This is a genomic window from Paraperibacillus esterisolvens (assembly GCF_046237625.1).
Lineage (GTDB): Bacteria > Bacillota > Bacilli > Bacillales > DSM-1321 > Paraperibacillus > Paraperibacillus esterisolvens.
In genome coordinates, this window is record NZ_CP143545.1 from 595999 (window position 1) to 621165 (window position 25167).

A 25167-nucleotide genomic window follows, 5' to 3' on the forward strand; every position below is an offset into this window, starting at 1 on the left:
GATTATGGTTAATTTACAGCGGTATCCCTAAAAACTAGAATGGAGTTTGATTTTGCCTATGATATTTTTTACAGATTCAAATATGAGACGAAAAAGAAAATCAGAAAAACTGCTGCGATCACTGGGTATTAAGGTGAATAAATATCTCCCGTTTCTTGAGAGCGATTATGAGATGAGGACAATTGAGGAAATAGCTTTAAGGGCGATGTGCCTTTGCATCTGTGCCGCAAAGGGGGAGGGAGTAGAAAAAGAAGTCGTGGAAGGACTCATAAAGAGGTATGACATTGAGAGACATTTATCTCCGGAAGAAAGAGCCTTCATGGTAGATCCCAATCCGAGCGAGAATGACCGCATTCAATTCACCTGGAGATATGAAGGCTATTGGGTGCTGTTATGGGGGCTTGGGTACACGGAGCTTGGGGATCCCGATTCGATTTGTGATGTTGCGTTCGCAGTTACCCAGCTTTCCGAGCGGTCTGCAGAACAGTTCATGGGGGAAGCCGTCCTGCGGCCCAAGAAAGAGATCGACGACCAGGCAGACTTAATTTTAAGGCTGCACTGGGCGGTACGCGATGTACAGATAAATGGAGGGGAAATACCCGGAGGACTCAACCCCGGGGTGGTTCTCGAAAGACACCATGCCCTAAACTGGCTAATACGTACCCAAGAAAAATGGGACGACATAACTGCCGATACCTGAAAAGCCAGCCGTGGATCACAGCATCCCGGCTTTTTTGCTTTGTGCTGAAGGGAAAGGAGGTATGGGGCGTGTTCCCCTGTCCCAAAAAGGGGTTTGGGCATATAGTCGGGGGGGTAGGTCTTAGGTGTGAAGGTGTGGTTATATATTCCATGGAAATTTATAGGTAATATGTGAGGTGATAGTGCGATTATCACATTTTTCCAAAAATGCATATAGTTGTTTGAATACAGGGCTCGGGTTACGTTAGTATTAAACTAATTGATTCATAAAAACTAGGAAATTAGTACAGTACTCTGGGCATGGAACTAAATAAATAAGGTGATGGTTATATGAGTGCAGGTCTACTAAGCTATTATTATCAGCTCATACGTGAAAAAGAGGAAGAAATCAAAAGGCTTGGGGAGGCGGAAGGCAAGCTGGCCGTCTATCAGGGCGAGCTGGCTGGTTACCGCGATTACTATTATGAGCCGGAGCTTTCCGGCAATACCTGGAGCGGGCAGCAGGCGGACGGATTTGAAACCCATCGTACGGCCCTCCAGGATTCCTATCAGGAGCTGAAGGATGATCAGTATGAGAGTGTGTTCACCGCAATTGCAGCGAAGATCAAGGAGCTGCGTGAACAAATCCAGCTGTACCGGAGCATCATTGGGTCGATCATAGCCAATATGGAAAAACAGGAAATGTAGGTCAAAAAATCTAAAAAAGAAGTGGTGTTTATGGAAATTAAAATGAATTATTCTTCCATCGAGCGGGCCCTTCAGGCTATGCAGGGTGCATCGAGTTCCCTGGAACCCTCCCTCCCTAAGTCCATAGGCGGTGCCAATGAGCTTGACGCCGTCACAACGCTCGTAGAAGTGAATGAGTTATTTACACAAATCCTCGAAAATTATAAAGCATTGCTGATAAAAAATGAACAGATGACAAGGAAGTCTGTAGAGACTATGAAACAGACCGATCATGAGCTGTCTGCTTCCTTCGGCCCTGTTCCTCTGAGGTGAACACAGTGAAAGTATTAGAGGTTAACAGCCTGGAAAACGGCATGGATACCATAACTGCAGCAATTAATGAAAAAAAGGCTTCACTGAAGTCCATTGAAGAGACGATCAATGGACTGGTTTCATTGGAAGCTGATTTCAAGGGCAGGGGAGCAGAAGCGGTCAAGGGCTTCTACCGCGATCTTCATCAGCCTTTCCTCGTAAAAATACAGCAGGTCCTCAACACCTATGAATCCAAACTGAAGGAAACTGGAAATGCGCTTGATTCATTTGAACCATCCGATTCGGGTTTCATCAGGCAGCAGTTCCTCCAAAATGATCTTACCCAGACCCTGACAAAGGCAGGTTCGACCGCCGCGGAAATCACCAATGAATCAAACGCAGTCATTCAAAGTGTACAGGACATTGTTGCACTGCCGGAGCTTGATGACTCGGGGGTCACACAGAATGTCAAGCTGTCAAAGGAATCCATTGATGAAACGGCAGAAGGGCTCGAACAGTTTGACCAGCAGCAGAGTACCTCTCTGAAGGAGCTATGGGTTGACCTCCAGCTGCTTAATACGTATATTCAGGATATAAATGGACGGCTGAGCACAGGCGCCCTGTCCATCGGCGGATATTCGGACACACAGCTGACGAACTTCGTGAGCAGGTTCTTCCTGGTTTCAAGTATACAGCCTGGCGGAGCGAAACTGGATGCCGGTTTATCAAAAGAATATGGGACTCCACAGGAAAAGACGAAGGCCATGCACCAGCTGCTTGGACTTCAAGGCTTTCCTATCAGTACGGCCAATGTATCGAAAACACCTGCAGAGAAAAAGGAAGATGATCCGTATCTTGGGCCTGGCGCTGTAACCGGTGACAAAAGCTTTGAGACCTCTGCAGGGCTTGGAAAGTGGGAAAACGACTGGCAGGCGAACAAGGACCAGATCGGCGGCAAAAGCGCCTTTTCAGGGATACACGCGGGCATTAAGAGTGATACCAGCATCATAGACAGTGAATTCGGCATGGATATCGCCAAGGCGGAGGCGAAGGCTCAAATTGGCGGAGACAGCATTTTCCCGGGAGCGAGTGTGGAAGGCACAATCCTAAGCGGGGGTGCGAAGGCACAGCTTGATGATGAGATCCCGGTTGTCGGCCGTTCCGGTGCAGAAGCGAACGGAAAGGTACTGACTGCAAGCGCCAGTGCAGGTGTCGATGCCGGTTCAGCTGGTGTAAGCGCCAAAGCGGCCCTGGCAGAGGGTGAAGTATCCGGTATTTTCGGTGTACCGTGGACGAGGCTGAACATAAAGGGAACGATTGGCGGATCTGCCGGAAGCGTCGGCGGAGAACTCAAAGTGGGTCAAGAAATTATAGTGGACTTAAGGGCACTGCTTGGTGTCAAGCTCGGAATTAAATTCGAATGGCAGAAATAACGTATTAATTTATGCAGGAGAGGAGCACTTGGATCATGGCAAAGGATTTTAACTCATTAGAACTAGAGATTGGGGAAGCACTTCTTCCGATAGGAAGTGTCGTCGAGACAGAAATCGTTCCCCAGGCATTGATGATCTACGGGCGTAAGCAGCAGCAAGGAGATAAAGAGACAGTCTGGGATTATGTGGCATGCCCCTATCCACAGGGACATATAGGTGAAGAGACTAATGTGTTTTTAAATCATGACCAGATTGGCAGAGTTGTTTTCAAGGGTCTTGAGACTGAAGGCGAAACGGCACTGAGACAGCAGCTGAATGCCATTTTTAACGAATCAAGATGATTGCATTTGTTCAATGGTTTATAGAACCATATACTGCAGCCACATCAGAAATGAGGCTTCTGGGAGACCGGAAAAGACAGGCAGGGGCCGATGAAGAAAAGCAGCGGATTGGGCAGCTGATCACATTTAACCTGGCATTCATAGTCTTGTTTTCCGTTTTCCTGGCTGCTGCCGTCATCTATCCGCTCATTTCCCTCGTCATGGGAAATTGGTACGGATTTGTCATCTGGGTCATTGCCATTCCCATGATGCTGCTGGCAAAGGCAGTCTATAGGAACAGGTATTTAAAGAGGAGGGACGCTTTTATCAAAGGCGACCCGGATTTGATCAACCGATAGCAGGCTGTTGGCCTCATACACATATTATAGAGCCGGAAAGGACTATTCAGCGTGAAATACTTATCATTTTTACTTATCATCGGCCTTCTGCTTGCAGGATGCAGCAGCGCGGGGTCGACTTCTGAAAAGAAAAAAGAACTGACCAAAAAAGAAAAGCAGGAAATCATCCTTAAATTCGTCAATGAAGATACAAAGAAGGCGTCCGATTATGAAGTAGAGGCGTTTCAATCCCTCGGATCAGTATCCGGTGAAAACTATACTGACGATAAAACCCTTTATGATGAACTTGTGAACAAGACCATGCCTGCTTACAAAAAGGCCGTCGATGCAGCGAAGGAAATCAAGCCCAAAATGAAGGAGCTTGAGGGTCCCGCGGATAAAATCGTCAAAGCGTCTGAAACCTTCTATAAAGCTCTAGAGCTCGAGAAAGAAGCACTTGAAAAAAGTGATAAGAAAATCATCCAGAAGTCCAATGACAAGATGAAAGAATATCAGGATATCATAGCGGAATATCACAAGGAAATGGAAAAGGTCACAAAGAAATATAATGTAGATTATGAGCCGAAGAAAACACAGCCATAATGCAAAACCGCTGTCTCCCGGGGACAGCGATTTTAGAAAAGAGCTAAACTGTTTTAGCTCATGTGCTAACCATTTTTATGTTCTTTCATTAAAGTATAATAAACGCATGTAGTAGTACCATTAAACAGTTCAGGAAATGATGAAACGATCTTCCAGCCTTCTGAACCATATTGATTTAATAACTTATCATTTTCTATTCGCGTTTTGAAAAAACCTTCACTTTCAATTCTGATTGTTTGGTATTCATATGTACTATTGCTCATGTATATTCCCCCTTGCGAGCTAATACGTATTTTTTTAAAAATAGTTTCGAAAATCTAGAGAAATAGCAGGCTTTCTCCTGGTTTCCTTTAAAACCCCTTGAAAATTCACATGGGCTATTTTCAACAACTTAATAGCGCTGTCCCCCCAGGGACAGCGCTTTATTACATTTCGGTAAGAATGCAGCTTTCAAAGGGCTTGATTTCCCTGCCGTTCAGCCGCTTAGGGGTGCCGGTGTGATTCATGATGAAGTAATAGTCATCGTTTCCATGGACCCTGCGGTACACTTCAAGTCCTTCCTCCGTATGAAGTGACCAGATATCCTTCTGATCAAGAATCTCCGTGGCCAGCTTCTGCATGGTCATATCATCGGCACCGCAGCCGATATAATAGACGTTTCCTCTGCCGGCTTTATTTCGGGTGATGGCAGCAGCGCGGCCAAACAGTTCATCCTCATAGCTGTAGATCACTTCAGCGGTTACAGGTTCCAGCAAATCCCGCCAGACAGCCGCACTGCCTTTGTGATTACCATCACTGCCTTCAATTCCAAGAGGTTCAAAGAGTGATTCACTGTCGTGTATCTCTATCCCGGCAAGCTCCCTGATATAACCGGGAGAAGTTAGTTTAAAATGAATGTTGTTGTCTTTGTCTTTAATCCCCGCCCTGAAGGAAAAGACGAGAGTGCCGCCGCGTCCGGCAAACTCCTTGAATCTTTCTGCCAGGGTACTGTCGATGATCTGAAGGCAGGGAATCAGAATGACTTCGTATCCTGAAAAGTCACGATCAACAGGGATTACATCCATCTGAACATTAAGAGCAAAAAAGGGTTTATAAAGCCTGAGCAGCTCTTCCTTAAAATCGAAATTCCTGTTCTGCGGCTGGTTCCGCCAGGACCAGATATTATCATAATCATAGAGGACGGCTACCTTTGGCTGAATAGGAGCATTAATCATATCTGAGTAAGGAGTGATGCCTGAGAAGACTTCCTGAACTTCTCTGTACTTTCGTCCTGCTGCATTATCATGATCCAGGATTCCGTAGCAGAATTGTTCGGCACCCCTCGTCATGCCGCGCCAGCGGAAGTAAAGCATATTGCTGCAGCCATGCGCAAACGCCTGATAGCTCCACATTTTCGCCTCTCCCGGCCGGGGGAGGTAGCCGATAACATCATGCCCCTGCATGCCCATGATTTCCTCAACAATCCAAAAATTCTTTCCCTTCAGTCCCCGGTTGAAATCAAGGCTCATTGCGGTTTCCGCCGGATGTACCGGTTTTTCAAGCCCGCCCCATACTGGATAATTATCATAGGAAACAAAATCCATGGAAGCCAAATTCTCTTCGTGATCAAACCATTTACCAAAGAAGCCGCCAGACACATTGGTTGTAATTTCCTGATGAGCGCCTCTGTTGTTCCTTGCAGTTTCCGACATTTTCCTGGCAAAAGAGTTCACGGAATGAGAGCGGAATCTCGCCCAATCAAGCATGAGGCTGGGATTATGCTGGGTGATTGTCTTTTTTGGCAGGGGTATTTCATGAAAATTATTATAGGTCTGGCCCCAGAAGATGGTTCCATATACTTCATTCAGACTGTTTATATCACTGTATTTTTCTTTAAGAAAGGCCTGAAATTTCTTATGGCACTGCGCGCAGTTACACATATCGCTGCCTTCGTGGCCAAATTCATTGTCAATCTGCCAGGCGATGATTGCTTCTTCATTCCGGTAATGCTGCACCAGCCTGGCTGTGATCCTTGAAGCATATTCCACATAGTGGTCCGAATTATAGCAATACTGCCTTCTGCCGCCGAAGGCCCTCACACTTCCATCTTCAAATTCGCTTAATATCGATGGATGCTTTGCCGCAAGCCAGGCAGGAAAAGTGGCGGTTGGGGTGCCGAACATCACTTTGAAATCAAACTGTCTGGCTTTTTCAATCACAGAATCAAAAAAAGAAAAATCAAAGCTTCCTTCTTCCTTCTCCATGAGGTGCCAGGCAAATTCTCCGATCCGGATTATATTGACTCCCATTTCCTTCATCCTTCGAAGGTCTTCATCCATCATATCGGCCGGCCAGTGCTCCGGATAATAATCCACACCCAGGTACATGAAACATCTCCTCCTATAATCCCCGGCTTTTCTTCTAAAGCCTGAAGGTTCTTAATACTATTAGTGCAGGGGGCTTGAACTTTCCCTGACAATCAGCTCGCAGGGAATCACAATCTTTTTGGCAAGGGAGCGGCGGGATGCAATCTGGTCAAGAAGAAGATCCACAGCCGTCATGCCCATAAATTCTGTATGTACCCTTACGGTAGTCAGCGGCGGATGGATGTGCTGCGCCATCTCGATATCATTGAAGCTGACAATGGATATATCATCAGGGACGCTGATCCCTTTTTCATGAAGGGCTCTTATAGCACCGATCGCCATGGTGTCTGAAGCCACAAAAAAGGCTGTTGGCCTGCAAGGACAGCCCAGTGCTTCATTCATCAGGCAGAATCCATCTTCAGCCGTAAATCTGCCCAGCCACTTATATTCTTCCTTATACAGATCCTTCAGTGCCAGGTATTCGTAAAAAGCAGCTTCGCGCTCGTCCGTAATCGGCTGGCTGCCATTCACAAACTCCCTGCCGCCGATATAACCGATTTTTTTGTGTCCAAGCTCAAGCAGATGCCCAATGGAATCATGGATGGCCTTCCTGAAGTCAGGGACCACACAATCAACCTCCTGGGTTAAAGTAAAGTCGACAAGGACAAAATGAGGGGAAAATTCCTTAAATTGCTGGATGTCCTGCTCACTGTATTTCCCAGCGGCAATGACGCCGTTCAGTGTTCCTTTGAAGGGCGTCTGATATGTATTGTTATCGTCCTTATACAGCTTTACAAGATGAATTCCCTTTTCAAAGCATGCTTTTTCAATTCCGAGCCGGATGGAAAGGTAATAAGGATCGGCAGCTTCCTGATCTTGAGAGTACCAGTAGAACAAGCCCAGGTTTACGTCTTTAGGGGAGTCAGCGGCTGTCCGCGGCGGCTTTTTCCGCCGGTATTTCATTTCCTCTGAAATGGCGATAATCCGGTTTCTGGTTTCCGGCGAAACAGAAAGAGTCATATCTTGATTCAGCACACGCGAGACTGTTGCAATGGAAACGCCAGCTTTTTTGGCGATAAGTTTCAGGGTAGCCATCATCGTTCACCTCCTCTATTGGTGCTGAATCCATCTGTTAACTAAAATTTTACTATCTTTTATTCTAAGAATCTATAGTTTTTTGTATGCGCTTACAGGAAGTATTTTATCTGAACAAAAAGAAAAAGGGATTAATAGTAATAATTTTACTAAAAAAAAATTTTCAAAATTATATTGTAATATTTTTACTAAAACCGTAAAATACGATTAAGTAAAACGCTTACATACTAAAATCAAGGGAGATTGATGAAATGTCAAAGAAAAAAAGTGTAATTCTATCGCTGACCCTGGCTTCTTCCCTCATGCTTGCAGCTGGCTGCAGCAATGATTCTACAAAAAGTGCCGGTGGTTCGGGCGGATCCGGGAAAGACCTTCCGGCTGTCGGTGCAACCATCTATAAATATGATGATAACTTCATGTCATATGTGCGCCGTGCCATGGAGACTTCAGCCAAGGATAATGTCAAGCTGATGCTGAATGATTCACAAAATGACCAGTCCAAACAAATTGAGCAGATCGATACCCTGCTTGCGAAGGGTGCCAAGTCACTGGCAATCAACCTGGTAGATCCAAAAGCTGCGACAACTGTCATCGATAAGGCAAAAGCAAAGAACATCCCTGTAGTCTTCTTCAATAAAGAACCGGATGCAGGAGTTTTGGACTCATATGATAAATCCTGGTATGTGGGCACCACCTCATCCGAATCCGGAGTGATTCAGGGGGAGATGATCGCAAAGGCCTGGGAAGCTAATAAAGATAAATGGGATAAGAATAAAGATGGCAAGATCCAGTATGTATTGTTAAAAGGGGAGCCTGGCCATCCTGATGCTGAAGCAAGGACTAAATTTTCAATTGACACGATTAAAGAAAAAGGAATCGATGTCGAAGAACTGGCAATCGACACTGCTATGTGGGATGCCACCAAAGCTACAGAAAAAATGGATGCTTGGCTTTCTAAATTCAAGGATAACATCGAGTTTGTCATTACAAACAATGACGGTATGGCATTAGGCTCGATTGCAGCCCTTGAGAAAGCAGGATATTTCAAGAATGATAAGTTCATGCCTGTAGTCGGCGTTGATGCGATTCCGGAAGCACTTGAGATGATTGAAAAAGGAAAAATGGTAGGAACTGTCCTGAATGATGCAAAAAACCAGGGGAAAGCAACTGTTGAGCTTGCCGCCAACGCTGCAAAGGGCAAGGATGTGCTGGATGGAACGGAGTGGAAGCTTGACGACAAAAAAGCTGTCCGCGTACCTTATGTTGAAGTAACAAAAGAAAATATCCAGGTAGGAAAAGACGCTTATAAATAATTCATAATTTACTAAGATATGAGACTGTCCCAAAACCAGGCAGACACCTATTGGCCGCCTCCATTTATAAAGCGGATTGATGAGGGGGTCATTCACTGATGGGGCAGCCTCATATTTTTTAAATGGTAAGCAAGGAGGATTGCTCATGTCTACAGCCAGTTCGGCATATCTGCTTGAGATGACCGGGTTGACCAAAAGGTTTCCGGGAGTTCTTGCGCTGAATGATGTAACACTAAAGGTAAAGGCCGGAACTGTTCATGCCTTGATGGGCGAAAATGGAGCGGGCAAATCAACGCTCATGAAGTGCCTGTTTGGCATTTATTCAATGGATGAAGGAAAAATCTCTCTTGATGGGCAGGAGGTTGCCTTTTCCAGTTCCAAGCAGGCCCTGGAGCAGGGGGTATCCATGGTCCATCAGGAGCTCAACCAGGTGCGCCAGCAGAATGTAATGGATAATATCTGGCTGGGCCGTTTTCCGAAAAAAGGTATCTTCATAGATGAAAAGAAAATGTATGAAGACACGTCGGCAATTTTTAAGGATCTGGATATTCGAGTCGATCCGCGCCGGAAGGTCAGCACTCTATCGGTCTCCGAAATGCAGATGGTGGAAATTGCAAAGGCGGTTTCTTATCATTCCAAGGTAATTGTAATGGACGAGCCAACATCCTCACTTACCGAGAAGGAAGTAGACCATCTTTTCAGAATCATCCGTAAACTGCAGAAGGACGGAGTCGCCATAATCTATATTTCTCACAAAATGGAAGAAATCCTAAAAATCTCTGATGAAGTAACGATCATGCGTGATGGGAAAAGCATTGCTACCCGTGATTCCAAGGAGATTACGACTGATGAGATTATTAAACTGATGGTTGGGCGTGATTTATCGCAGCGCTTCCCCGATAAAGTGAATCATCCAGAGGAGATCATCATGAAGGTATCCGATTTGAGCGCAGAGACTTCGAGCTCTTTTCAGGATATCAGCTTTGAGCTGAGGAAAGGCGAGATCCTGGGAATTGCAGGACTTGTAGGTTCCAAGCGGACGGAGGTGATGGAAGCTTTATTCGGCCTCAGGGGAATTAAATCTGGGACGATTGAGCTCAATGGAAAGGAAATTCACAATCATTCTCCTCAGCAGGCGATTAAAAACGGCTTTGCATTGGTTACAGAGGAAAGGCGGACTTCCGGCATTTTCCCGGAATTGAGTATTTCCTTCAATTCTATCATTGCGAATTTGAAGCGCTACCGCTCAAAGGGAGGCTTCCTGTCCGATGCCAAGGTGCACAGCGATACAAAATGGGTGATTGATTCGATGCGTGTAAAGACGCCGAGTCAAAAAACATCCATTGGCAGTCTCTCAGGAGGTAATCAGCAGAAGGTCATCATCGGCCGCTGGCTCTTGACCAATCCTGAGATTCTCCTGCTTGATGAGCCGACCCGTGGAATTGATGTCGGAGCAAAATTTGAAATTTACCAGCTGATCAATAAGCTGGCAGCCGAGGGCAAAGGCATTATCATGATCTCTTCCGAAATGCCTGAGCTGCTTGGAGTAACAGACAGGATTTTAGTAATGAGCAATGGAAAGGCTGCTGGGATTGTCAGCACCTCAATTACATCGCAGGAAGAAATCATGAGGCTGGCAGCCATGTACTAGGAGGAGAAAGTAAATGAATGAAACACAGACTAAAGGATCAATGTGGTCCAAGTGGCTGGTCGATAATGTTATTTATGTGGTTTTAGTGCTGCTCGTAATCGGAATTGTAGCAGCCTCTCCAGACTTTTTATCAGTGACCAACTTTGTTAACATCCTGAGCCAATCATCTTCAAGGATCATCATCGCCCTTGGTGTGGCGGGCATCCTGATCACTGCGGGAACCGACCTGTCCGCCGGCCGTCTGGTGGGGCTGGCTGCGGTCATCTCAGCTTCACTTTTGCAGTCTGCTGACTATGCATACAAAATGTATCCTAATCTTGCAGAGCTGCCGCTGATTGTGCCCCTGCTGATTGCGATGGCGGCAACAGGCATTATCGGAGCATTAAATGGTTTTATCGTAGCGAAATTCCATGTGCCTCCTTTCATCGCCACACTCGGTATGATGATCGGTGTGTATGGCCTGACGTCCATCTATTTTGACCGGCCGCCATACGGTGCACAGCCAATCGGTGGGTTATCTCAAAGCTTCACTACATTCGCGCAGAGGGGAATTCCACTCGGGAGCTTTGAACTTCCGTACCTTGTGATTTATGCCATCGTTATATCCGGAATCATCTGGATTATCTGGAATAAAACCCAGCTGGGTAAAAACATGTATGCAATCGGTGGAAACCCGGAAGCGGCTAAGGTTTCGGGTGTAAACGTTGCAAGAAATATCATCCTGATCTACTTGATTGCCGGCCTTTTGTATGGATTTGCAGGCGCCCTTGAAGCGGGCCGTGTCGGCAGTGCCACCAACAACACCGGTAACATGTATGAGCTTGACGCCATTGCTGCCTGCGTGGTCGGCGGCGTATCCCTGACCGGGGGGATCGGTACAGTCCCTGGTGTCATCACAGGCGTATTGATCTTCCAGATCATCAACTATGGACTTGCCTTCCTTGGAGTGAGCCCTTACATCCAATTTATCGTGAAAGGTGCCATCATCATCGTGGCTGTTGCTTTTGACATGAGGAAGCACGCGAAGAAGAAATGATGATTGGACAAGTAATTGATAATTGCACTCAGAAATGCAGACGCTACCTGCATTTCTGGGTGCTTTTCTCATGTTATGCCTGTTGATGGTTTAGCAGACTGAAGAAAAAACATTTAATCATATGACTAACTCTCTCCTATATTACTCATTATCCATATGAGCAGAAGGAATATTGCTGGCTCAATTAAATAATAAGATTGACCAGTCTGGATGGGTGTACCAGCTAGACTAAGGTTTTGGCAGGAGAACGATTTAAGGTAAGATGTTAAAGTCAGCATAAATTTTAAATAACTTGTTTCGTTTGGATCAGAAGGCCATCAAGTAAAATGACGAAGTCTTTTACTGGGGTTGAGAAAGAGCAGGAGCTTTTATTTAATGTAGAGAATTTAAAAGGAGTTCATAAATTTATCAGGCATTATTCGGTGGAGGTAACTAGACAATGAATAAATTAGCAATGGACTGTATAAATAAATTAGTATTTATGGAGAAAATGAACCTTTTTGAAAAACCAGATGTAATTCTTTATCATCCAGGTCACTTTCCAGAATTAAATGAACAATTATTGAATTACTACAGGACATCCGGAGCAAAGCTAATTTTGATTCCCGAAGTTTATAATGATTTCTTAAAATGTAATGAATATGATTTTTATGCCCCGCTATTAATAAAAGAGGGCATTGAAAAGGAAAAACTGCTGCCAATATTCAATGGGCATGGTTTAAAGGGAGTAGATGGTGTCCTTCAATCAGCATTTAGTTTCCTTAATACCACCAGCCATAAGAAGATTTTATTAGCTGGGAAATCATTTTTTTGCAAACGCTTCTATCTATTAGCTTCTGTCTATGCAAATGAGAACAAGGTTTTGGATGTTTTACCGCTTGAAGATAATAGAGGCATTACACCTGACAAATGGACACAAAGTGAAAAAGGCAGAGCGAGGGTTTTAAACGAAATTGAACAATATGCAAGTATTGTAAAGAAACAAATAAATGCTTTACCCTAATAATGGGAGGAAACCTATTATTTAGAATGTAGAGTGTTTCACCTTTTAGTTTAAATAGAAGTACAGGAAAAAAAGAACAATCATTTTTTATAAATTTGCATCCATGTTTATAACAACAGCCAATGAAAAAGACAGGGGGCCTGAGTAGAGCCCTCTGTCTTTTTGCTAGAACAACTTTTTCATTGATCATTTACTTATAAACTACTATCGCACCAACTGATTTGTCTGTGGCTTGCCCGTTGACACGTACTTTCAGGCCGTAAGATCCGATTTTTCGTCCAGCATCATCCATGAATGGATTTTCAAATGACTGACTGTCATTGAATAATGAGACGGCCGGCTGGCTTGCAAGGCTGAGTGTCTGGACGCCAGGGTAGTTCACATCCAGCCCAGATGTAGGGTTCAGGCCGAAAGCAGCATCCGCAATATGGAAGCGGGTGCTTGCCTGAACAGGCGAACTTCCAGTAATGTTCCATTTAAGGTCAGTGTTTGGATGTGCATCCACCACTCCGACAAAGCCTTCACCAGGGTGAGTGCCTGTCCAGTTATCAGTGAATGTAGGGTCTACATACCAGACCACAAGTCCGCTGTCGTAGCTCACCAGTGAGCTTCCGCGTCTGATGTTCTTCAGGCCTTCGTCAACACCTTTATGGTTACGCCATTCTAACAGGTAGTAATGATCTGAGTATTTAAAGCCGTCTGATTTTTCGAAGCCCTCAAGCTTGAAAGCTGATGCTCCTTCAGCATCATCCTTCAACAGCTCTTGCCCGTCAGCAGTAACCGTGATGTTATCTGCGAAGAAGCCCTGCTGTGAGGTGCCCCAGTCGGTGATATAGCGGAAACGGAGCTTGATTTTCTTGCCGGCGTACTCCTTCAGGTCAAAGGATTGTGCTTTCCATCCATCGGAATTTCCTGTGAAGCCTGGAAGGGCTTCAGGGATGGTAGGGTAGGCACCAGAGACAGCGGAGCTTGAAGTATTGTTGTTTCCAAGTGACTTCCAGGTCCCGCCATTATCTGATGACACTTGTACAAATGCAAAATCCCAGTCCTTCTCAATGTCATACCAGGCATCAAATTTCAGTTCTGCAGTTGCTTTACCGGTAAGGTCAACATCCGCAGTCATCTTTGTATCGATTTCATCTGCCTGTCCGCCCCAGTACTGATAACTGCCGGCTGCAGGTGTATTGATCTTTGTTTTTTTCTTAGGCAGGTTCACTTTTACCGCAATCGGATTTTTACCGTTCGGGGAGTTTGCCTGATCAAGAAGGAATTGAGAGCCGTTTGTGCTTACTTCGTCCCAGTTTACATTCACTGTCTGAGTCCAGTTCCCGCCAAGGTAGGACTGCAGATAGGATTTGGCAAGCGGCGAGAAGCCCGTCGGCTCTGTTCCGCCGATTTTACCGGCCCATGAGCCGGATGCCATGATGGACCAATAAGCTACAGGCTCGCCGGTTCCGGAATAGATTGTGTCATACTCATCCGGGTATCCGAGGTCATGGCCGTATTCGTGTGCAAATACGCCGGTTGCCCCGTCTTCAGGCATCATGGTGTAATCATAAAAACCTGGGATTCCTTTTCCTAAACCATCCGGATCATAAAATGATGCGGAACGGTGGGACCAGATGGCATTATCACCAAGTGAACCTCCGCCTGCTTCCTGGCCAACTCCAGAATGGATGATCATCAAGTGATCCACAAGGCCGTCTTTTTCTTGTAAATTACCATCACCATCTAAATCATGCGGATCTTCGAAATCATAGTCACTTAAAGGAATGCCAGCCGCTTTCGCAGCATTATAAGTGTCTCTTACTAATTGCTTTGAACCTCCTGGGCTGACATTGTCATGGCCGCCGCCTTGATCCTTTGTTTTATCAGCACCATAAAAAGCTGCAGTCCCAGGTACTTTCAGCCATCCAAATGCCTTTCCATCTACGGAATATGTGCCGCCCGATTGCTGTTCATAAAATTGTTTCATAGAAACAAAGTTTTCGCCGTTAGGACCTTTTACGCCATTGTCGCCGAAAATCATATCTTCATAGTGGCTCAGCGGATAATCCTTGTAATAGTTAGCCGATTCGCCAGGCTGAATTTTGTTATGTTCAAAGTCGGAATACTCAACAGCCAGGACGAGGACTTTGTCTTTTCTGGTATCACCTGTATACTTTGTTTCACTGACCGGGTCCGGATTACCCTTTAAGTGGCCCTTTTTCTGGCCGTTTCCATTCAGGAGTCCGTTATTGAATTTCTTGAATTCCTGCTGCTTTTTGGCCTCAGACTGCTTCACTTTAGCAGCGAGCGGATCGGCCCCTTTTACTCCGGATTCCTTGCCTTTAACCTCGAGATATTCCTGCAAAGCCTTCTGCTTGTCTGCTTCGCTGGCACCGGCTGGAATTTCACCGCGCTTGATCAGTGCCTCCAAAAGCTTTTCATCATTTACAATGCCCATATCCAATGAACCGTGGGAATGGATTTGTGACTCAAGTCCTGTCTCGGATGCTTTTACCGGCCCAGCTGAGTAGCCGGGGATACCAGAAAATAATGTTCCGGCCATTACTACGGATGTTAGACCGGTTTTGAAGAGCTTGTTCAATGAATAACCCCCTAAATGTTGTAAGTTTATCCTTATATTATTGTAAAAGTTAGAATATTCAAATAGGAATATTTTCTTATATTCTGATAATTTTCTGGGTCTATAGATTTATTTCATGCGGAAATGGGGGGCAATTTGTATTCTATATTGCGGTTTGGAAGGACTTTCCAACTGGGTCAAAGGGGTGCAGGGGTGTTTTCTTTATGCAGAACAAGCATAAAGAATTAGAAAACAACATTGGGAATTGGAAACATTTTCAATAATAATAGTGTTATAATTGTAAGAAAAATAAAATAATTCACATTAAATTGCAACGTTGAGTGTTGAGGGGGCAATTATGAAGGCAGTTAAAATTCTCTTAATGTACATCGTTAGTATTTTTGCAATCCTATTTATAAGTGTTATTCCAAAGGTCACACTGGACAAGGGGTTATTCAATATTACCGGTTTTGTCCAGGAAACTGCGAATCTGGTTCCTAAATTTGTGAAACCTGGAAATTGGATCATGAGTATGGGTGAAGCCTCTTTCCCCATCATAAATATTATTTGGAAGCCGTATCTTTACTCGGCTTCGATATTGATAGGAACGATGGCGGCAGGAACTGCCCTTGCTTTTGTTCTGGCCCGGCGTGTTCGTGAAAGAAAAGCAATTGCTGCCATTGCAGCTGGGTATTTTTCTTTCTTTTCCAATTTAGGGGGAGGACTTTTGGTGGGCGGCGCTGTTTTCTTTCTTGTATCCCAATTTGATATACATGGGGGCGGCTTTTGGGGTTATATCCTGTGCTTTCTGCTTGCAGCCGTCATCCCGGTTTCAGCGGTCTTTGGTTTTTTCACAAGGATGGAAGCGGGAATATCAGTTAGTGAAATTAAACAGGTTCATAGCCTGTTCCAGCTGCTTTTTAAAACTGCGGCATGGAGCGCGGCCATCGGCCTGCCTGCGGCAGAGTACCTGGCCGGGACAAAGGGGATTTCCTTTTATATGGCCGCATCCCTTGAGCCGGTCGTGATTGCGGTGTGTCTGAGTCTGATGTTTACGTTGATTTATGTTTTTTATGCGTTCCTCATTTTGTTTATAAAAGAGGAAGAGGCAGGCATTCCTTCGGGAGAAATATGGAAGAAACGCTTACGGGCTGCCTTTGACATTATCAAGGTGCATTTTTCTAATCCTAAATTTGCCGGGGGGTTTATCTTTCTTTTCGGCTTGCTGGCTTTCAGCTTCTGCTATTCAGCATTTATGGGTGAACCGATCCAGAAGGTGAATCTGCTTACAGATGGAAAGGGCCGGGTACTGAGCGCCCCGCCTCATCCACCTTCGCATTATATGTGGTTCGGGTCTGATTTCAATGGTGCCAGCATACGGGACCAGCTGTTCGTCGGGGCAAAATATACACTTATATTCGGACTCTTCATCGCTTTGCTGCGGGTAGCCGGTGGATTTGGACTGGCTGTCATCTATACATTCAGCCTAAAGGAAAGAACAAGGATATTCATCAATAAATTTGTAGACTCCATACATTTCCTGCCGCTCAGCCTGATTGCCGTCATCCTGCTGTCTCCCATCCTCATGGACCGCGGCGGCGGGGATTTTGAATATCCATTCATGGAACGAATTGTACTTGAAGTAGTCATCCTGACCCTGCTGGTCCTTCCGCTGACCACGGTCCTGATTGGCAATGAAATGAGGCTTATCGCGAGGGAGATGTATGTGGAAAGCGCACGGACGCTTGGGGGCGATGACCGTCATATTTTGTGGAAGCATATCTTCCCGCAGCTGGCTTCCAGGCTGTTTATCATCTTTGGGCAGCAGTTTATCCAGGTTCTGCTGATCTTTGTCCACCTTGGCATTTTCTCTCTTTTCTTTGGAGGGACATTGGTCTCGCTGACCAATTTAGAGCACCCATACTCCAGTCTTACAAATGAATGGTCCGGGTTGATTTCAAACGCAAAAAACGCCTTTGCTTACGGGAAGTACTGGCTCTTGCTTTCACCGCTGCTTGCCTTCATGTTCTGTATTATCGCCATGCAATTCGTTGTCCAGGGAGTACAGGAGGTTCAGCATAAGAAGATCGGTGTTCTCATGCCGAAGCGCAGGAAATTCAAAGGTAAAAAGGAATCGGCCGAGGTTTTTGCCCTAAAAGAAGAGGGGCAGTTTGCCCTGTCATCCCGAAAGAAAAACCGGGTCATCTGACGAAGGAGGAGAAACCATGGGCTATTTATTAAAGTTAATTAAAATTGCTTTTTATTATGTGCTCGGAGTTATTGGGATCCTTTTCGTCAGCATTGTACCCGGGGTGATCGCGAGCGGAGCAGTCTATAAAATTCCAGTCTATCTGGAGGAATTTTATAAGTTTTTCTTTGAATTCCTGAAAAAAGAGAACTGGGTTTTTTATTATAAAAAACAGCCGCAGCCGATCCTGGAATTTTTGAAGGAGCCTTATATTTATTCTGCAAAAATATTTATCGGCGGAATTCTGCTTGGCTTTTTCACTGCCCTGCTCCTTGCCTTTCTGACATTCCTGCTGCCGGGATATATTACCAGGCCGGCCAAAAAGGTGCTGAGCCTGCTTGAGACAATGCCGGATCTGCTCGTGGCAGTCCTTCTGCAGCTTTTGGTGGTGGAGTTTTTCAAAAAAACAGATATCCTTCTTTTCAAGTTTGTGGTGATTGGAGAGGAGACCATCTATCTCGCCCCCATCCTCACTCTATCTATTCTGCCGGCCATCTTTTTATACAAACTGATTCTGATGCTGGCGGAGGAGGAGCTGATCAAACCATATACCGAATATGCATCGGCAAAGGGAATGGGGAGGCTTCGCATCCTGATTGTCCATGTTTTCAGAAATATTTTCCCTTCTATCTTCTATCATTCTAAAATTATCGTGTGGGGATCGATGTCAAGCCTGTTTATTATAGAAACTGTCTATAATACGAGAGGCCTGACGGTTTACAGCCAGATGGCTCCAAAGCCGATGGTGCTTGCGGTCATGCTGCTGATGATTTTCACTCCTTTCTTCATCCTGTATCAGGCAGGACAGGTTTGGCTGGACAGCATGGCCGGAGGCAGAGGAAAAGAAAGGCGCAGAAAGGGCTTTTCCTTTTCAAACTTCTCATTTATAACAAATCCATCAGCATGGATGAAATCCTGGGTTCAATATAAGAAGCCTGCATTTGTACTGGCGCTATTTGTTCTATACTGTTTTCTGTTCATCAAAAATGACGAAGATCCTGTCAAGCTGGCGCTATTGTATTACAGTGCCAAGGCTCAGGAAGCGGGTGCAGGGGATAAGAGCGCTGCTGCAGCCAACTATGAGATCAAGGATGATTTCAATTCCATGCTGAAGGCGGTGAAGGATGGGGACAAGGAATTGTTCATGAGCTTCCAGAATACAGCTAACAAAACGTTCTACAAGGAGCAGGAACACTTCTTTGACGAGATTGTCCTAAGCAGAAAGCAGGGGAGATGGGACACCTCCCTCGATATTGGGGAAATCAATGTCAGCTCGGCAGATACCGGCTCCCTGAGCATGCTGGTCACCATGGATGACGGAGGGGGAAGATCATATAAGAATGCCGTCACCTACAAAATGATAAAAAAAGGCGGAAAGTGGAGGCTGAATGATGTCTCCTTCCAAAAGAAGAAGTATAACACGGTAACCGTTTTTTACGAAAAAGGGCAGGATAAAAGGGCATACGAGGTCCTTCTGGAGGCAACATCAGTCGTCCGCTTATACAATCAGGAATTTGACTGGAAGCCGGGCGATATTGAAATCAAGCTGTATTCAACTCCTGTTCAGCTCGCTGCTACCCTCCCTGCACCGGAAGCCTATTCCTGGAGTGGTTATGGGGAGAGCATTAAGCTGATACATAAAAGTAATTCTGCTGGTGCGGCTGAAACACCCGGCCAAATCCTTACTTATGAAATTGCTGCAAAAATGCTCGCAGATCTAACCAATGATAATGCCGCCGATTATGTGCAGTCGGGATTATCCCAAGTAATGAAAAATATCGCGCAGGACACCGGAAGCGGCTATGCCCTGATCAAAGATTTCCTTCCATACCAGAAGGAAGAAGCAAGAGTAATGCTGTCACGCATTCCGGCCATTTCAGAGATACAAAAATTCACAGAAAAAGATCCAATCCAGGGCATGTATGCCGGTATATTGCTTACTTCCTATCTGCTTGAGGAGAAAGGAATGGAAAAGTTCATTGAATTCGCTGCAGAACTTAAGAAGAATGAATTTGTGGAGGAAGGATCCCTTAAAAAGAGCAGGCTGAAGAATGAACGTACACTCCAGGCAATCCAAAAGGTGTATGGCCCATTAAATAAGCTTGATGCCGAAATCGCGTCATATGCAAAAAAGAAATAATCCAGATGGCTGCCTAGTGCAGCCTCTTTCAATGTCGAAATTTAATGGAAAGGTCCCTTTTAATTCAAAAAGGACTATTTACACAGAAGGGCGAAAAGAATAAGAGATTATGGGATTTTACTAAAGGAGGAGTAGGAATGAACGTGAAGAAAAAAGGGCTGCGGTTTGCTGCAGCAGCCGTATTATTAGCCTGCATGCCCTTTTCGGCAGCAGCCAAGACGGTAAAACGGGACGACAGCCCTTTTCCGGTACGGTATGTGGCCCTGGGTGATTCGCTCGCAGCTGGCCAGACTCCGTACAAATATGTGGATTACGGCTATCCGGACTATTTGGCAGAAGCGTTTGACGGAAGAAGGTACAAGCTTAAGGAATTCGATAACTATGGAATACCAGGGTATACCTCTGAGAACGTAAAGAATGATGTTGTTAAAAGCAAGAAAATCCGGGAAGATATCAAGGATGCAACACATTTGACCATTGATATCGGGGCAAATGACCTGCTGCCGAAATTGAAGACAGACCCGGCCGGCGCTATCCTGACGGCGGCAGCCAACCTGGAAGTCATCCTGGAGACCATCGACTCACTGAATCCAAGGGTCCAAGTCTATGTGATGGGTTATTATAACCCTTACCCTTCCATGCCGGCTGCGGAGCAGGCCAGGCTTCTGCCGGTCCTCCAGAAGCTGAATGAAGTGATCAAAGCAGCTGCGTCAAAAAATAACGATGCGTATGTACCGACTGAAGCACTGATAGCGGCAAAGGCTTTGGAATACATTCCTAATTCCGCTGACATTCACTTGAGTGAAGCGGGGTATAAAGCAGTTGCTTCAGAGTTTTGGAAAGTTATGGACAAAAAGAAGAAATGAGGGAGAGGCCCGGCGGATGCTCTGCAGGGTCTTTTTTTGTACCTATTCTTAATGCCGGGCACCTTTCTTTAGCAGCTAATTTAATAAATATTTCCAATAAACATTGAAACTGACATTAGTGTCGATTATAATAACGACAAAGATGTCATTTTTAATGGAGGCTTATATGGAAACCAAATCTCTTTTCAAGAATAAGCAATATGTTTACTTAATCAGCTCACAGCTTGTATCCAATCTGGGAGACTGGTTGGATCTCCTTGCGCTGATGGCCCTGGTCAGCATTAATTGGCAGGCAAGTCCGATGCAGATGACCGGATTGATGCTTTGTTTTTCAATTCCCATCATTCTGTGGGGGCCATTTGCCGGAGTCCTTGCAGACCGTTATGACCGAAAAAAACTGATGATCATCGCCGACCTGGCCAGGGCTGCAGCCGCCGTCGGTGTGGTCTTTGCTCCCTCGATATGGGTGCTGTATGCTTTGATTTTCTTCAAAAGCTCGTTCTCTGCTTTATTCATTCCATCCAAGAATGGAAAGCTGAAGGAAATCGTCCCTGAGGCTCAGATGCAGCAGGCTGTGTCGCTGAGTGCGATGATTGATAACGGCAGCAAGGTGCTTGGGCCGATGATCAGCGGGATTGCGGTTGCCTCAATCGGAGTCCAGCTGGCCTTCTATCTTGATGCAGCATCCTTTGTCGTCTCAGCCCTGTTCCTTTTGGGCTTGAAAAGCAGCCTCAGCCCTGCCGTTTCTGAAAAAGTGACGGATAAAAAGAAGGGGCTGTTCCAGGAGATGGGGGCAGGCTTTGCTTTCCTTAAAACGATGCCGGCAGTGCTATTTGGACTGATTGTCATGAGTTCGGCACTTCTTGTCCTTCAGATTGCCGATACACAGATTATGATCCTGTTAAGGGACATACCGGGCGAACCCGTGAATCTCGCCGGTTACGCGATGAGTGCTTCAGGTGCCGGGATGTTCCTCATGTCAGCTTACTTAAGTAAAAAGAAGATAACCTCCTTAACCGGCTATATGTCAGCGGGGGCGATCATCGTCGGTGGAGGCTTTGCCGGAGTAGTCTTTTTAACAGGACTGCCTCCCTCCGCACTCAACTTTATACTGCCTTTACTGTTCTTTTTTGCCGGCGGGGCGGCCGCGGGAATATTTATTCCCTTTAATGTGCTGGCCCAGAAAAGCACTCCGGTTCACATGAGCGGGCGCACTTTTGGTACTATAAATAGTGTAACGACCATGGCGGCGATCGTCGGGATGGTTCTTGGCGGCATTCTGGTGGAAACGCTCGGAATCAAGACGGCATTTGTCATGTCAGGCAGCCTTCTCATCCTGATCGGTATCGGAACCGCCTTCGTAAAAACCGGACAAAAAGGAAGTGTCAATCTTGCCGAAAGTGAGCGAGGCATACAAAAAGAAGCGTAGGCAGGAAATTCTGGATATAGCAAGAAAAGTATTCATTGAAAAAGGGTTTGAACACACTACCATGACAGACATTGTAGAGGCATCCGGACTAAGCAGGGGAGGAGTATACCAATACTTCTCCAGTACGGATGAAATGTTCCGGGAAATCACCAACTTCAACGATCATGAACATGGAGACTGGATCGATCAAGTTATAGGTGAAAGCCATTCAGCCTGGGAAGCACTGGACCGGCTGCTGAAGGAAAATGAGGCCGGCCTTTTGAATGACAGCATTGGATTTGGGATTGTCCAATTCGAATATTTTGTCAACAGCACAAGACGAGAAGATCGGGCGTCCTATTTAAATAAGAGATATCTTTCAGCTGTCAAAAGCTTTTCAAAGTTTATCCGTCACGGAGTGGAAACAGGGGAATTCAAGCCCATTCAGCCCATTGAGGCCATCACACTCTTTATTATCAACGTCCTTGACGGCACCCATCTTCAGCGGGTTATGACTCTGAATCATATCGGCCCTGCCGATGTCTACGTGACAGAGCAGATAGACAGCCTCCGGATGTACCTGAAACAGGTCCTGCAGGTGGATTCGTAAGGAAGTTCTGAAGAGTTCGGAGGGTGTATTTGAAATAGCAGAGGGCAATATGCCTTCCGAATGGTTCGGAGGGTCCATCGTAACGTTTCGGAAGCTATTCCGGATAGTTCGGAAGGGATTCCCCGTCTACTAGCCGGAAGCCTGTTTTTTGCTTCTGCGGGGGGTTCAGCAGAGCGATGGACAGACAGCCGTCACCAGCAGAATTCTAACTGCATACATTTTAAAATGGCTTAAATTAAAAGGTTCTTGTTCAGTAGCCGCACTATTTGCGAAAACAGCCGCGGTCAAAGAGCCTGATTCTTAAATATGCTCCATCAGGCGTTTATACGCTGTCCCAAAAGTTTGACAACTCATGTCTGATATATTATGATATTAACAAATAGCCGGATAATAGTTTCTCCTAAAGGGGAGTAGCTTTTACAGCAAAGTCGTCATTTCGGAGCCCTGTGCTCCCGGCTTTGCTGGCAGCAAAATGCTGTTAGCAAGACCTTTACCTAAGCGGTAAAGGTCTTTATTTATTTTCATAGACCTCTGCCGCTTAACGGGCAGGGGTCTTTTATTTGGCTATCAACCCTCTAGATTGCGAGAGGGAAAGAGCTGATCGTTAGATAAATAAAAAGGCTCTTTTCTATAGATTGTTTTTTTCCTATTCAATAAGTAGATTGCCTGGCTAAACAAGGTTGATTGGAGTGTAAGGTGTGAGACTCTGATCCAGCTGCGAACTGAAACCCTCAAGTCATAAGTCAAGCAGTCCATGGGAAGAAGCCCGCTTCCCACTGCCTGCCATGCGGAAAGCGGACAACTGGAGCGGAGTTCAACCTTCTTCTCCACCAATATTAAAACCCAATACAGAAAGGACTGGACAATTTGAAAAAAATGAAACTTTCTTTGACAGAACTAGTAAAGATTAATAGGGAAGAACTATTAAAGGATAAAATTCTGCTTGAGAAGATTGAAAAACGTATCGATGAAAGGTATACGAAGCAAGTTTAATGAATGAACTAGCGGGACAAGCCGCAAATACTTTTAGTGGGGGAAGTTGAATGTTGTTGAGAAAATATATGTGTTTATTGGGTGTAGGTTCTGCCAAAATCGATCTCATCTTAGAGAAGGACACGTATAAAGCAGGAGATACCGTCCATGGCCATTTCCTGCTGAAAGGAGGCACAATCAGCCAGCAGCTGAAGAGGATTGATTGTGATCTAGTGATGGAGGAGCGCAGCAGCAAGACAGAAAAGGTAGTAGAATCCGCGATGATTCTAACCTCCAAGACAATAGAATCGGAAGAAATGAATAAGGTTAAATTCACATTTTCGCTGCCGGAGGATCTGGTTCTATCATCCAAGGAGACAGCTTATCATTTCAAGACAAAATTAACCTTCAATGAGGGTGTGGACAGCACAGACAGCGATAGAATCAAAATCATAGAATAATAAATCATAGAATAATGAAAGGATGATTTCAGAGTTGATCAGAACTTTTAAGAGGCTGAAATTTGCTTTTAAAATAAAAAAGTTTCTGCCATTCATGAAGGATTATATTATGTCTGATGAAGTCCCGGTACGCAGTAAAGCTATTGGTTTTCTGCTGGTTATTGCATATACGGCATTTCCGCTTGATTTCATTCCCGACTTCTTTTCCATCTTTGGGATTATGGACGATTTGTTCATTGCCGGTATTGTCATAAATCAGATGATCAAGACGGCGCCCCTGGCCCTGAAAAAGAAACATGGTCTGGAAAACGCTGCATTTTAACTGATACAGGCACAGCCGGGCGGGCATTCCTCATATCCTGTTATAAGTGATACATGGGGGAGGTCTGCCGGGATGGATTATTCCTACTATCCAACCGATTATTATCGCCAAAACGAAAGGCTCCGTAAAGATATTGCCGGAGCTATCAATGGGGAATTCAGTGCAATTCAATGCTATGAAAGAATTGCCTCGCTCTCGCCGTCCAAAAAGGCAAGGGAGCAGATTCTCGAAATCCGTAAAGATGAAATCAGGCATTATCAGCAGTTCACACAGATTTATACAAACTTGTTTGGCAGCCAGCCGATTGTAAAGGCTGTCGAGGAGTGTCCATCGACATTCAGCAAGGGACTGGAGTTCGGCTTTAACGATGAGCAGGAGACGGTAGATAAATATCTCGAGATTTCAAGCTATGCCCAGGATCCGGGCGTCAGGGAAGCATTCAGGCGGGCGGCCGCCGATGAGCAGAACCATGCGGTCTGGTTTCTGTATTTTATGACAAAAGGCCAGAGTTAAAAGAGAAAAACATCTTGCACTCTCAGGAATAATGTGTAAATATGTTAAGTAAATTTAATAGCAAAAACACTAGGGGTGCTTATTGAAGCTGAGAGAGACGGAAGTCTTAACCCTCGAACCTGCACTAGATAATGCTAGCGAAGGGAAGTGGCGCATACTATAGGAGTATGTTTATTTGAATCTTTCAAAAGATTTCAATTGTTCTAAAACCACTTTCATTTTATCGAAAGTGGTTTTTTTATGT

At 45.2% G+C, this 25167-nt stretch carries 24 protein-coding genes and 1 riboswitch; of the genes, 20 read left to right on the plus strand and 4 right to left on the minus strand.

What is annotated here, in order from left to right:
* The first annotated feature begins 58 nt into the window (after positions 1-58).
* From V1501_RS03170 to V1501_RS03200, 7 genes are all read left to right on the plus strand, one after another.
* On the plus strand, positions 59-700 hold the full coding sequence (locus V1501_RS03170) for a DUF4272 domain-containing protein (protein ID WP_409293227.1): 642 nt from the start codon (positions 59-61) through the stop codon (positions 698-700).
* Positions 701-1029: 329 nt separating this feature from the next.
* Positions 1030-1386, plus strand: a complete 357-nt coding sequence (locus V1501_RS03175; protein ID WP_409291411.1) for a YwqH-like family protein — start codon at positions 1030-1032, stop codon at positions 1384-1386.
* A gap of 30 nt (positions 1387-1416) precedes the next feature.
* Complete coding sequence (locus tag V1501_RS03180) at positions 1417-1698, plus strand: YwqI/YxiC family protein (RefSeq protein WP_409291412.1); 282 nt, start codon at positions 1417-1419, stop codon at positions 1696-1698.
* Between the two features lie 5 nt (positions 1699-1703).
* Positions 1704-3110 (plus strand): LXG domain-containing protein, encoded by a 1407-nt coding sequence (locus V1501_RS03185; RefSeq protein ID WP_409291413.1) that lies wholly within the window; start codon positions 1704-1706, stop codon positions 3108-3110.
* Positions 3111-3145: 35 nt separating this feature from the next.
* Positions 3146-3451, plus strand: a complete 306-nt coding sequence (locus tag V1501_RS03190) for a DUF4176 domain-containing protein (RefSeq protein ID WP_409291414.1) — start codon at positions 3146-3148, stop codon at positions 3449-3451.
* A complete protein-coding gene (locus V1501_RS03195) occupies positions 3448-3789 on the plus strand; it encodes a hypothetical protein (RefSeq protein ID WP_409291415.1) in 342 nt (113 codons plus the stop codon). Before V1501_RS03190 ends, V1501_RS03195 begins: the two co-directional genes overlap by 4 nt.
* A 51-nt stretch (positions 3790-3840) precedes the next feature.
* The gene (locus V1501_RS03200; protein ID WP_409291416.1) at positions 3841-4371 is read left to right on the plus strand and encodes a hypothetical protein; all 531 of its coding nucleotides are present in this window, start codon (positions 3841-3843) and stop codon (positions 4369-4371) included.
* Positions 4372-4436: 65 nt separating this feature from the next.
* On the opposite strand, the gene V1501_RS03205 is transcribed toward V1501_RS03200, so the two are convergent.
* The 3 genes from V1501_RS03205 to V1501_RS03215 all read right to left on the minus strand — a co-directional run bounded on the left by V1501_RS03205 (position 4437) and on the right by V1501_RS03215 (position 7811).
* On the minus strand, positions 4437-4634 hold the full coding sequence (locus V1501_RS03205; RefSeq protein ID WP_409291417.1) for a DUF4177 domain-containing protein: 198 nt from the start codon (positions 4632-4634) through the stop codon (positions 4437-4439).
* A 162-nt stretch (positions 4635-4796) separates the two neighbouring features.
* The gene (locus V1501_RS03210; RefSeq protein ID WP_409291418.1) at positions 4797-6737 is read right to left on the minus strand and encodes a beta-galactosidase; all 1941 of its coding nucleotides are present in this window, start codon (positions 6735-6737) and stop codon (positions 4797-4799) included.
* A 60-nt stretch (positions 6738-6797) separates the two neighbouring features.
* The gene (locus V1501_RS03215; protein WP_409293229.1) at positions 6798-7811 is read right to left on the minus strand and encodes a LacI family DNA-binding transcriptional regulator; all 1014 of its coding nucleotides are present in this window, start codon (positions 7809-7811) and stop codon (positions 6798-6800) included.
* 251 nt (positions 7812-8062) lie between these two features.
* On the opposite strand from V1501_RS03215, the gene mglB reads away from it, so the two are divergent.
* The 4 genes from mglB (at position 8063) to V1501_RS03235 (ending at position 12814) form a co-directional block, all read left to right on the plus strand.
* Positions 8063-9124 (plus strand): galactose/glucose ABC transporter substrate-binding protein MglB, encoded by a 1062-nt coding sequence (gene mglB, locus V1501_RS03220; protein WP_409291419.1) that lies wholly within the window; start codon positions 8063-8065, stop codon positions 9122-9124.
* Between the two features lie 145 nt (positions 9125-9269).
* Entirely contained in the window at positions 9270-10775 is a 1506-nt protein-coding gene (gene mglA / locus V1501_RS03225; RefSeq protein ID WP_409291420.1) for a galactose/methyl galactoside ABC transporter ATP-binding protein MglA, read from the plus strand.
* Positions 10776-10788: 13 nt separating this feature from the next.
* Positions 10789-11811: a galactose/methyl galactoside ABC transporter permease MglC gene (gene mglC, locus V1501_RS03230; RefSeq protein WP_409291421.1), complete on the plus strand. Its 1023-nt coding sequence runs from the start codon at positions 10789-10791 to the stop codon at positions 11809-11811.
* A gap of 439 nt (positions 11812-12250) precedes the next feature.
* Complete coding sequence (locus tag V1501_RS03235; RefSeq protein ID WP_409291422.1) at positions 12251-12814, plus strand: hypothetical protein; 564 nt, start codon at positions 12251-12253, stop codon at positions 12812-12814.
* 190 nt (positions 12815-13004) lie between these two features.
* Here V1501_RS03235 and V1501_RS03240 read toward each other — a convergent pair whose 3' ends face one another.
* Positions 13005-15404 (minus strand): immune inhibitor A domain-containing protein, encoded by a 2400-nt coding sequence (locus tag V1501_RS03240; RefSeq protein WP_409291423.1) that lies wholly within the window; start codon positions 15402-15404, stop codon positions 13005-13007.
* Between the two features lie 337 nt (positions 15405-15741).
* Here V1501_RS03240 and V1501_RS03245 point away from each other — a divergent pair, with 337 nt between their 5' ends.
* From V1501_RS03245 to V1501_RS03285, 9 genes are all read left to right on the plus strand, one after another.
* A complete protein-coding gene (locus V1501_RS03245) occupies positions 15742-17592 on the plus strand; it encodes an ABC transporter permease subunit (RefSeq protein ID WP_409291424.1) in 1851 nt (616 codons plus the stop codon).
* A gap of 16 nt (positions 17593-17608) precedes the next feature.
* A complete protein-coding gene (locus tag V1501_RS03250; RefSeq protein WP_409291425.1) occupies positions 17609-19771 on the plus strand; it encodes an ABC transporter permease subunit in 2163 nt (720 codons plus the stop codon).
* A gap of 137 nt (positions 19772-19908) precedes the next feature.
* Positions 19909-20637 carry an SGNH/GDSL hydrolase family protein gene (locus tag V1501_RS03255; protein ID WP_409291426.1) on the plus strand — a complete coding sequence of 243 codons (729 nt, stop codon included), beginning with the start codon at positions 19909-19911 and terminating at the stop codon, positions 20635-20637.
* A gap of 166 nt (positions 20638-20803) precedes the next feature.
* A complete protein-coding gene (locus V1501_RS03260; RefSeq protein ID WP_409291427.1) occupies positions 20804-22066 on the plus strand; it encodes an MFS transporter in 1263 nt (420 codons plus the stop codon).
* A complete protein-coding gene (locus tag V1501_RS03265; protein ID WP_409293231.1) occupies positions 22038-22655 on the plus strand; it encodes a TetR family transcriptional regulator in 618 nt (205 codons plus the stop codon). The genes V1501_RS03260 and V1501_RS03265 overlap by 29 nt, the downstream gene beginning before the upstream one ends.
* An 876-nt stretch (positions 22656-23531) precedes the next feature.
* Positions 23532-23648: an FbpB family small basic protein gene (locus V1501_RS03270; protein WP_409293233.1), complete on the plus strand. Its 117-nt coding sequence runs from the start codon at positions 23532-23534 to the stop codon at positions 23646-23648.
* Between the two features lie 50 nt (positions 23649-23698).
* On the plus strand, positions 23699-24088 hold the full coding sequence (locus V1501_RS03275) for a sporulation protein (protein WP_409291428.1): 390 nt from the start codon (positions 23699-23701) through the stop codon (positions 24086-24088).
* A 34-nt stretch (positions 24089-24122) separates the two neighbouring features.
* Positions 24123-24410 carry a YkvA family protein gene (locus V1501_RS03280; RefSeq protein WP_409291429.1) on the plus strand — a complete coding sequence of 96 codons (288 nt, stop codon included), beginning with the start codon at positions 24123-24125 and terminating at the stop codon, positions 24408-24410.
* A 72-nt stretch (positions 24411-24482) separates the two neighbouring features.
* Positions 24483-24923: a ferritin-like domain-containing protein gene (locus V1501_RS03285; RefSeq protein WP_409291430.1), complete on the plus strand. Its 441-nt coding sequence runs from the start codon at positions 24483-24485 to the stop codon at positions 24921-24923.
* Between the two features lie 61 nt (positions 24924-24984).
* Positions 24985-25086, plus strand: a riboswitch (TPP riboswitch).
* The last annotated feature ends 81 nt before the right edge of the window (positions 25087-25167 follow it).

Coding starts and splice junctions, on each gene's coding strand:
- V1501_RS03170 (WP_409293227.1), top strand. CDS start 59: ATGATATTTTTTACAGATTCAAATATGAGACGAAAAAGAAAATCAGAA.
- V1501_RS03175 (WP_409291411.1), top strand. CDS start 1,030: ATGAGTGCAGGTCTACTAAGCTATTATTATCAGCTCATACGTGAAAAA.
- V1501_RS03180 (WP_409291412.1), top strand. CDS start 1,417: ATGGAAATTAAAATGAATTATTCTTCCATCGAGCGGGCCCTTCAGGCT.
- V1501_RS03190 (WP_409291414.1), top strand. CDS start 3,146: ATGGCAAAGGATTTTAACTCATTAGAACTAGAGATTGGGGAAGCACTT.
- V1501_RS03195 (WP_409291415.1), top strand. CDS start 3,448: ATGATTGCATTTGTTCAATGGTTTATAGAACCATATACTGCAGCCACA.
- V1501_RS03205 (WP_409291417.1), bottom strand. CDS start 4,634: ATGAGCAATAGTACATATGAATACCAAACAATCAGAATTGAAAGTGAA.
- V1501_RS03210 (WP_409291418.1), bottom strand. CDS start 6,737: ATGTACCTGGGTGTGGATTATTATCCGGAGCACTGGCCGGCCGATATG.
- V1501_RS03215 (WP_409293229.1), bottom strand. CDS start 7,811: ATGGCTACCCTGAAACTTATCGCCAAAAAAGCTGGCGTTTCCATTGCA.
- mglB (WP_409291419.1), top strand. CDS start 8,063: ATGTCAAAGAAAAAAAGTGTAATTCTATCGCTGACCCTGGCTTCTTCC.
- mglA (WP_409291420.1), top strand. CDS start 9,270: ATGTCTACAGCCAGTTCGGCATATCTGCTTGAGATGACCGGGTTGACC.
- mglC (WP_409291421.1), top strand. CDS start 10,789: ATGAATGAAACACAGACTAAAGGATCAATGTGGTCCAAGTGGCTGGTC.
- V1501_RS03235 (WP_409291422.1), top strand. CDS start 12,251: ATGAATAAATTAGCAATGGACTGTATAAATAAATTAGTATTTATGGAG.
- V1501_RS03245 (WP_409291424.1), top strand. CDS start 15,742: ATGAAGGCAGTTAAAATTCTCTTAATGTACATCGTTAGTATTTTTGCA.
- V1501_RS03250 (WP_409291425.1), top strand. CDS start 17,609: ATGGGCTATTTATTAAAGTTAATTAAAATTGCTTTTTATTATGTGCTC.
- V1501_RS03255 (WP_409291426.1), top strand. CDS start 19,909: ATGAACGTGAAGAAAAAAGGGCTGCGGTTTGCTGCAGCAGCCGTATTA.
- V1501_RS03260 (WP_409291427.1), top strand. CDS start 20,804: ATGGAAACCAAATCTCTTTTCAAGAATAAGCAATATGTTTACTTAATC.
- V1501_RS03270 (WP_409293233.1), top strand. CDS start 23,532: ATGAAACTTTCTTTGACAGAACTAGTAAAGATTAATAGGGAAGAACTA.
- V1501_RS03275 (WP_409291428.1), top strand. CDS start 23,699: ATGTTGTTGAGAAAATATATGTGTTTATTGGGTGTAGGTTCTGCCAAA.
- V1501_RS03285 (WP_409291430.1), top strand. CDS start 24,483: ATGGATTATTCCTACTATCCAACCGATTATTATCGCCAAAACGAAAGG.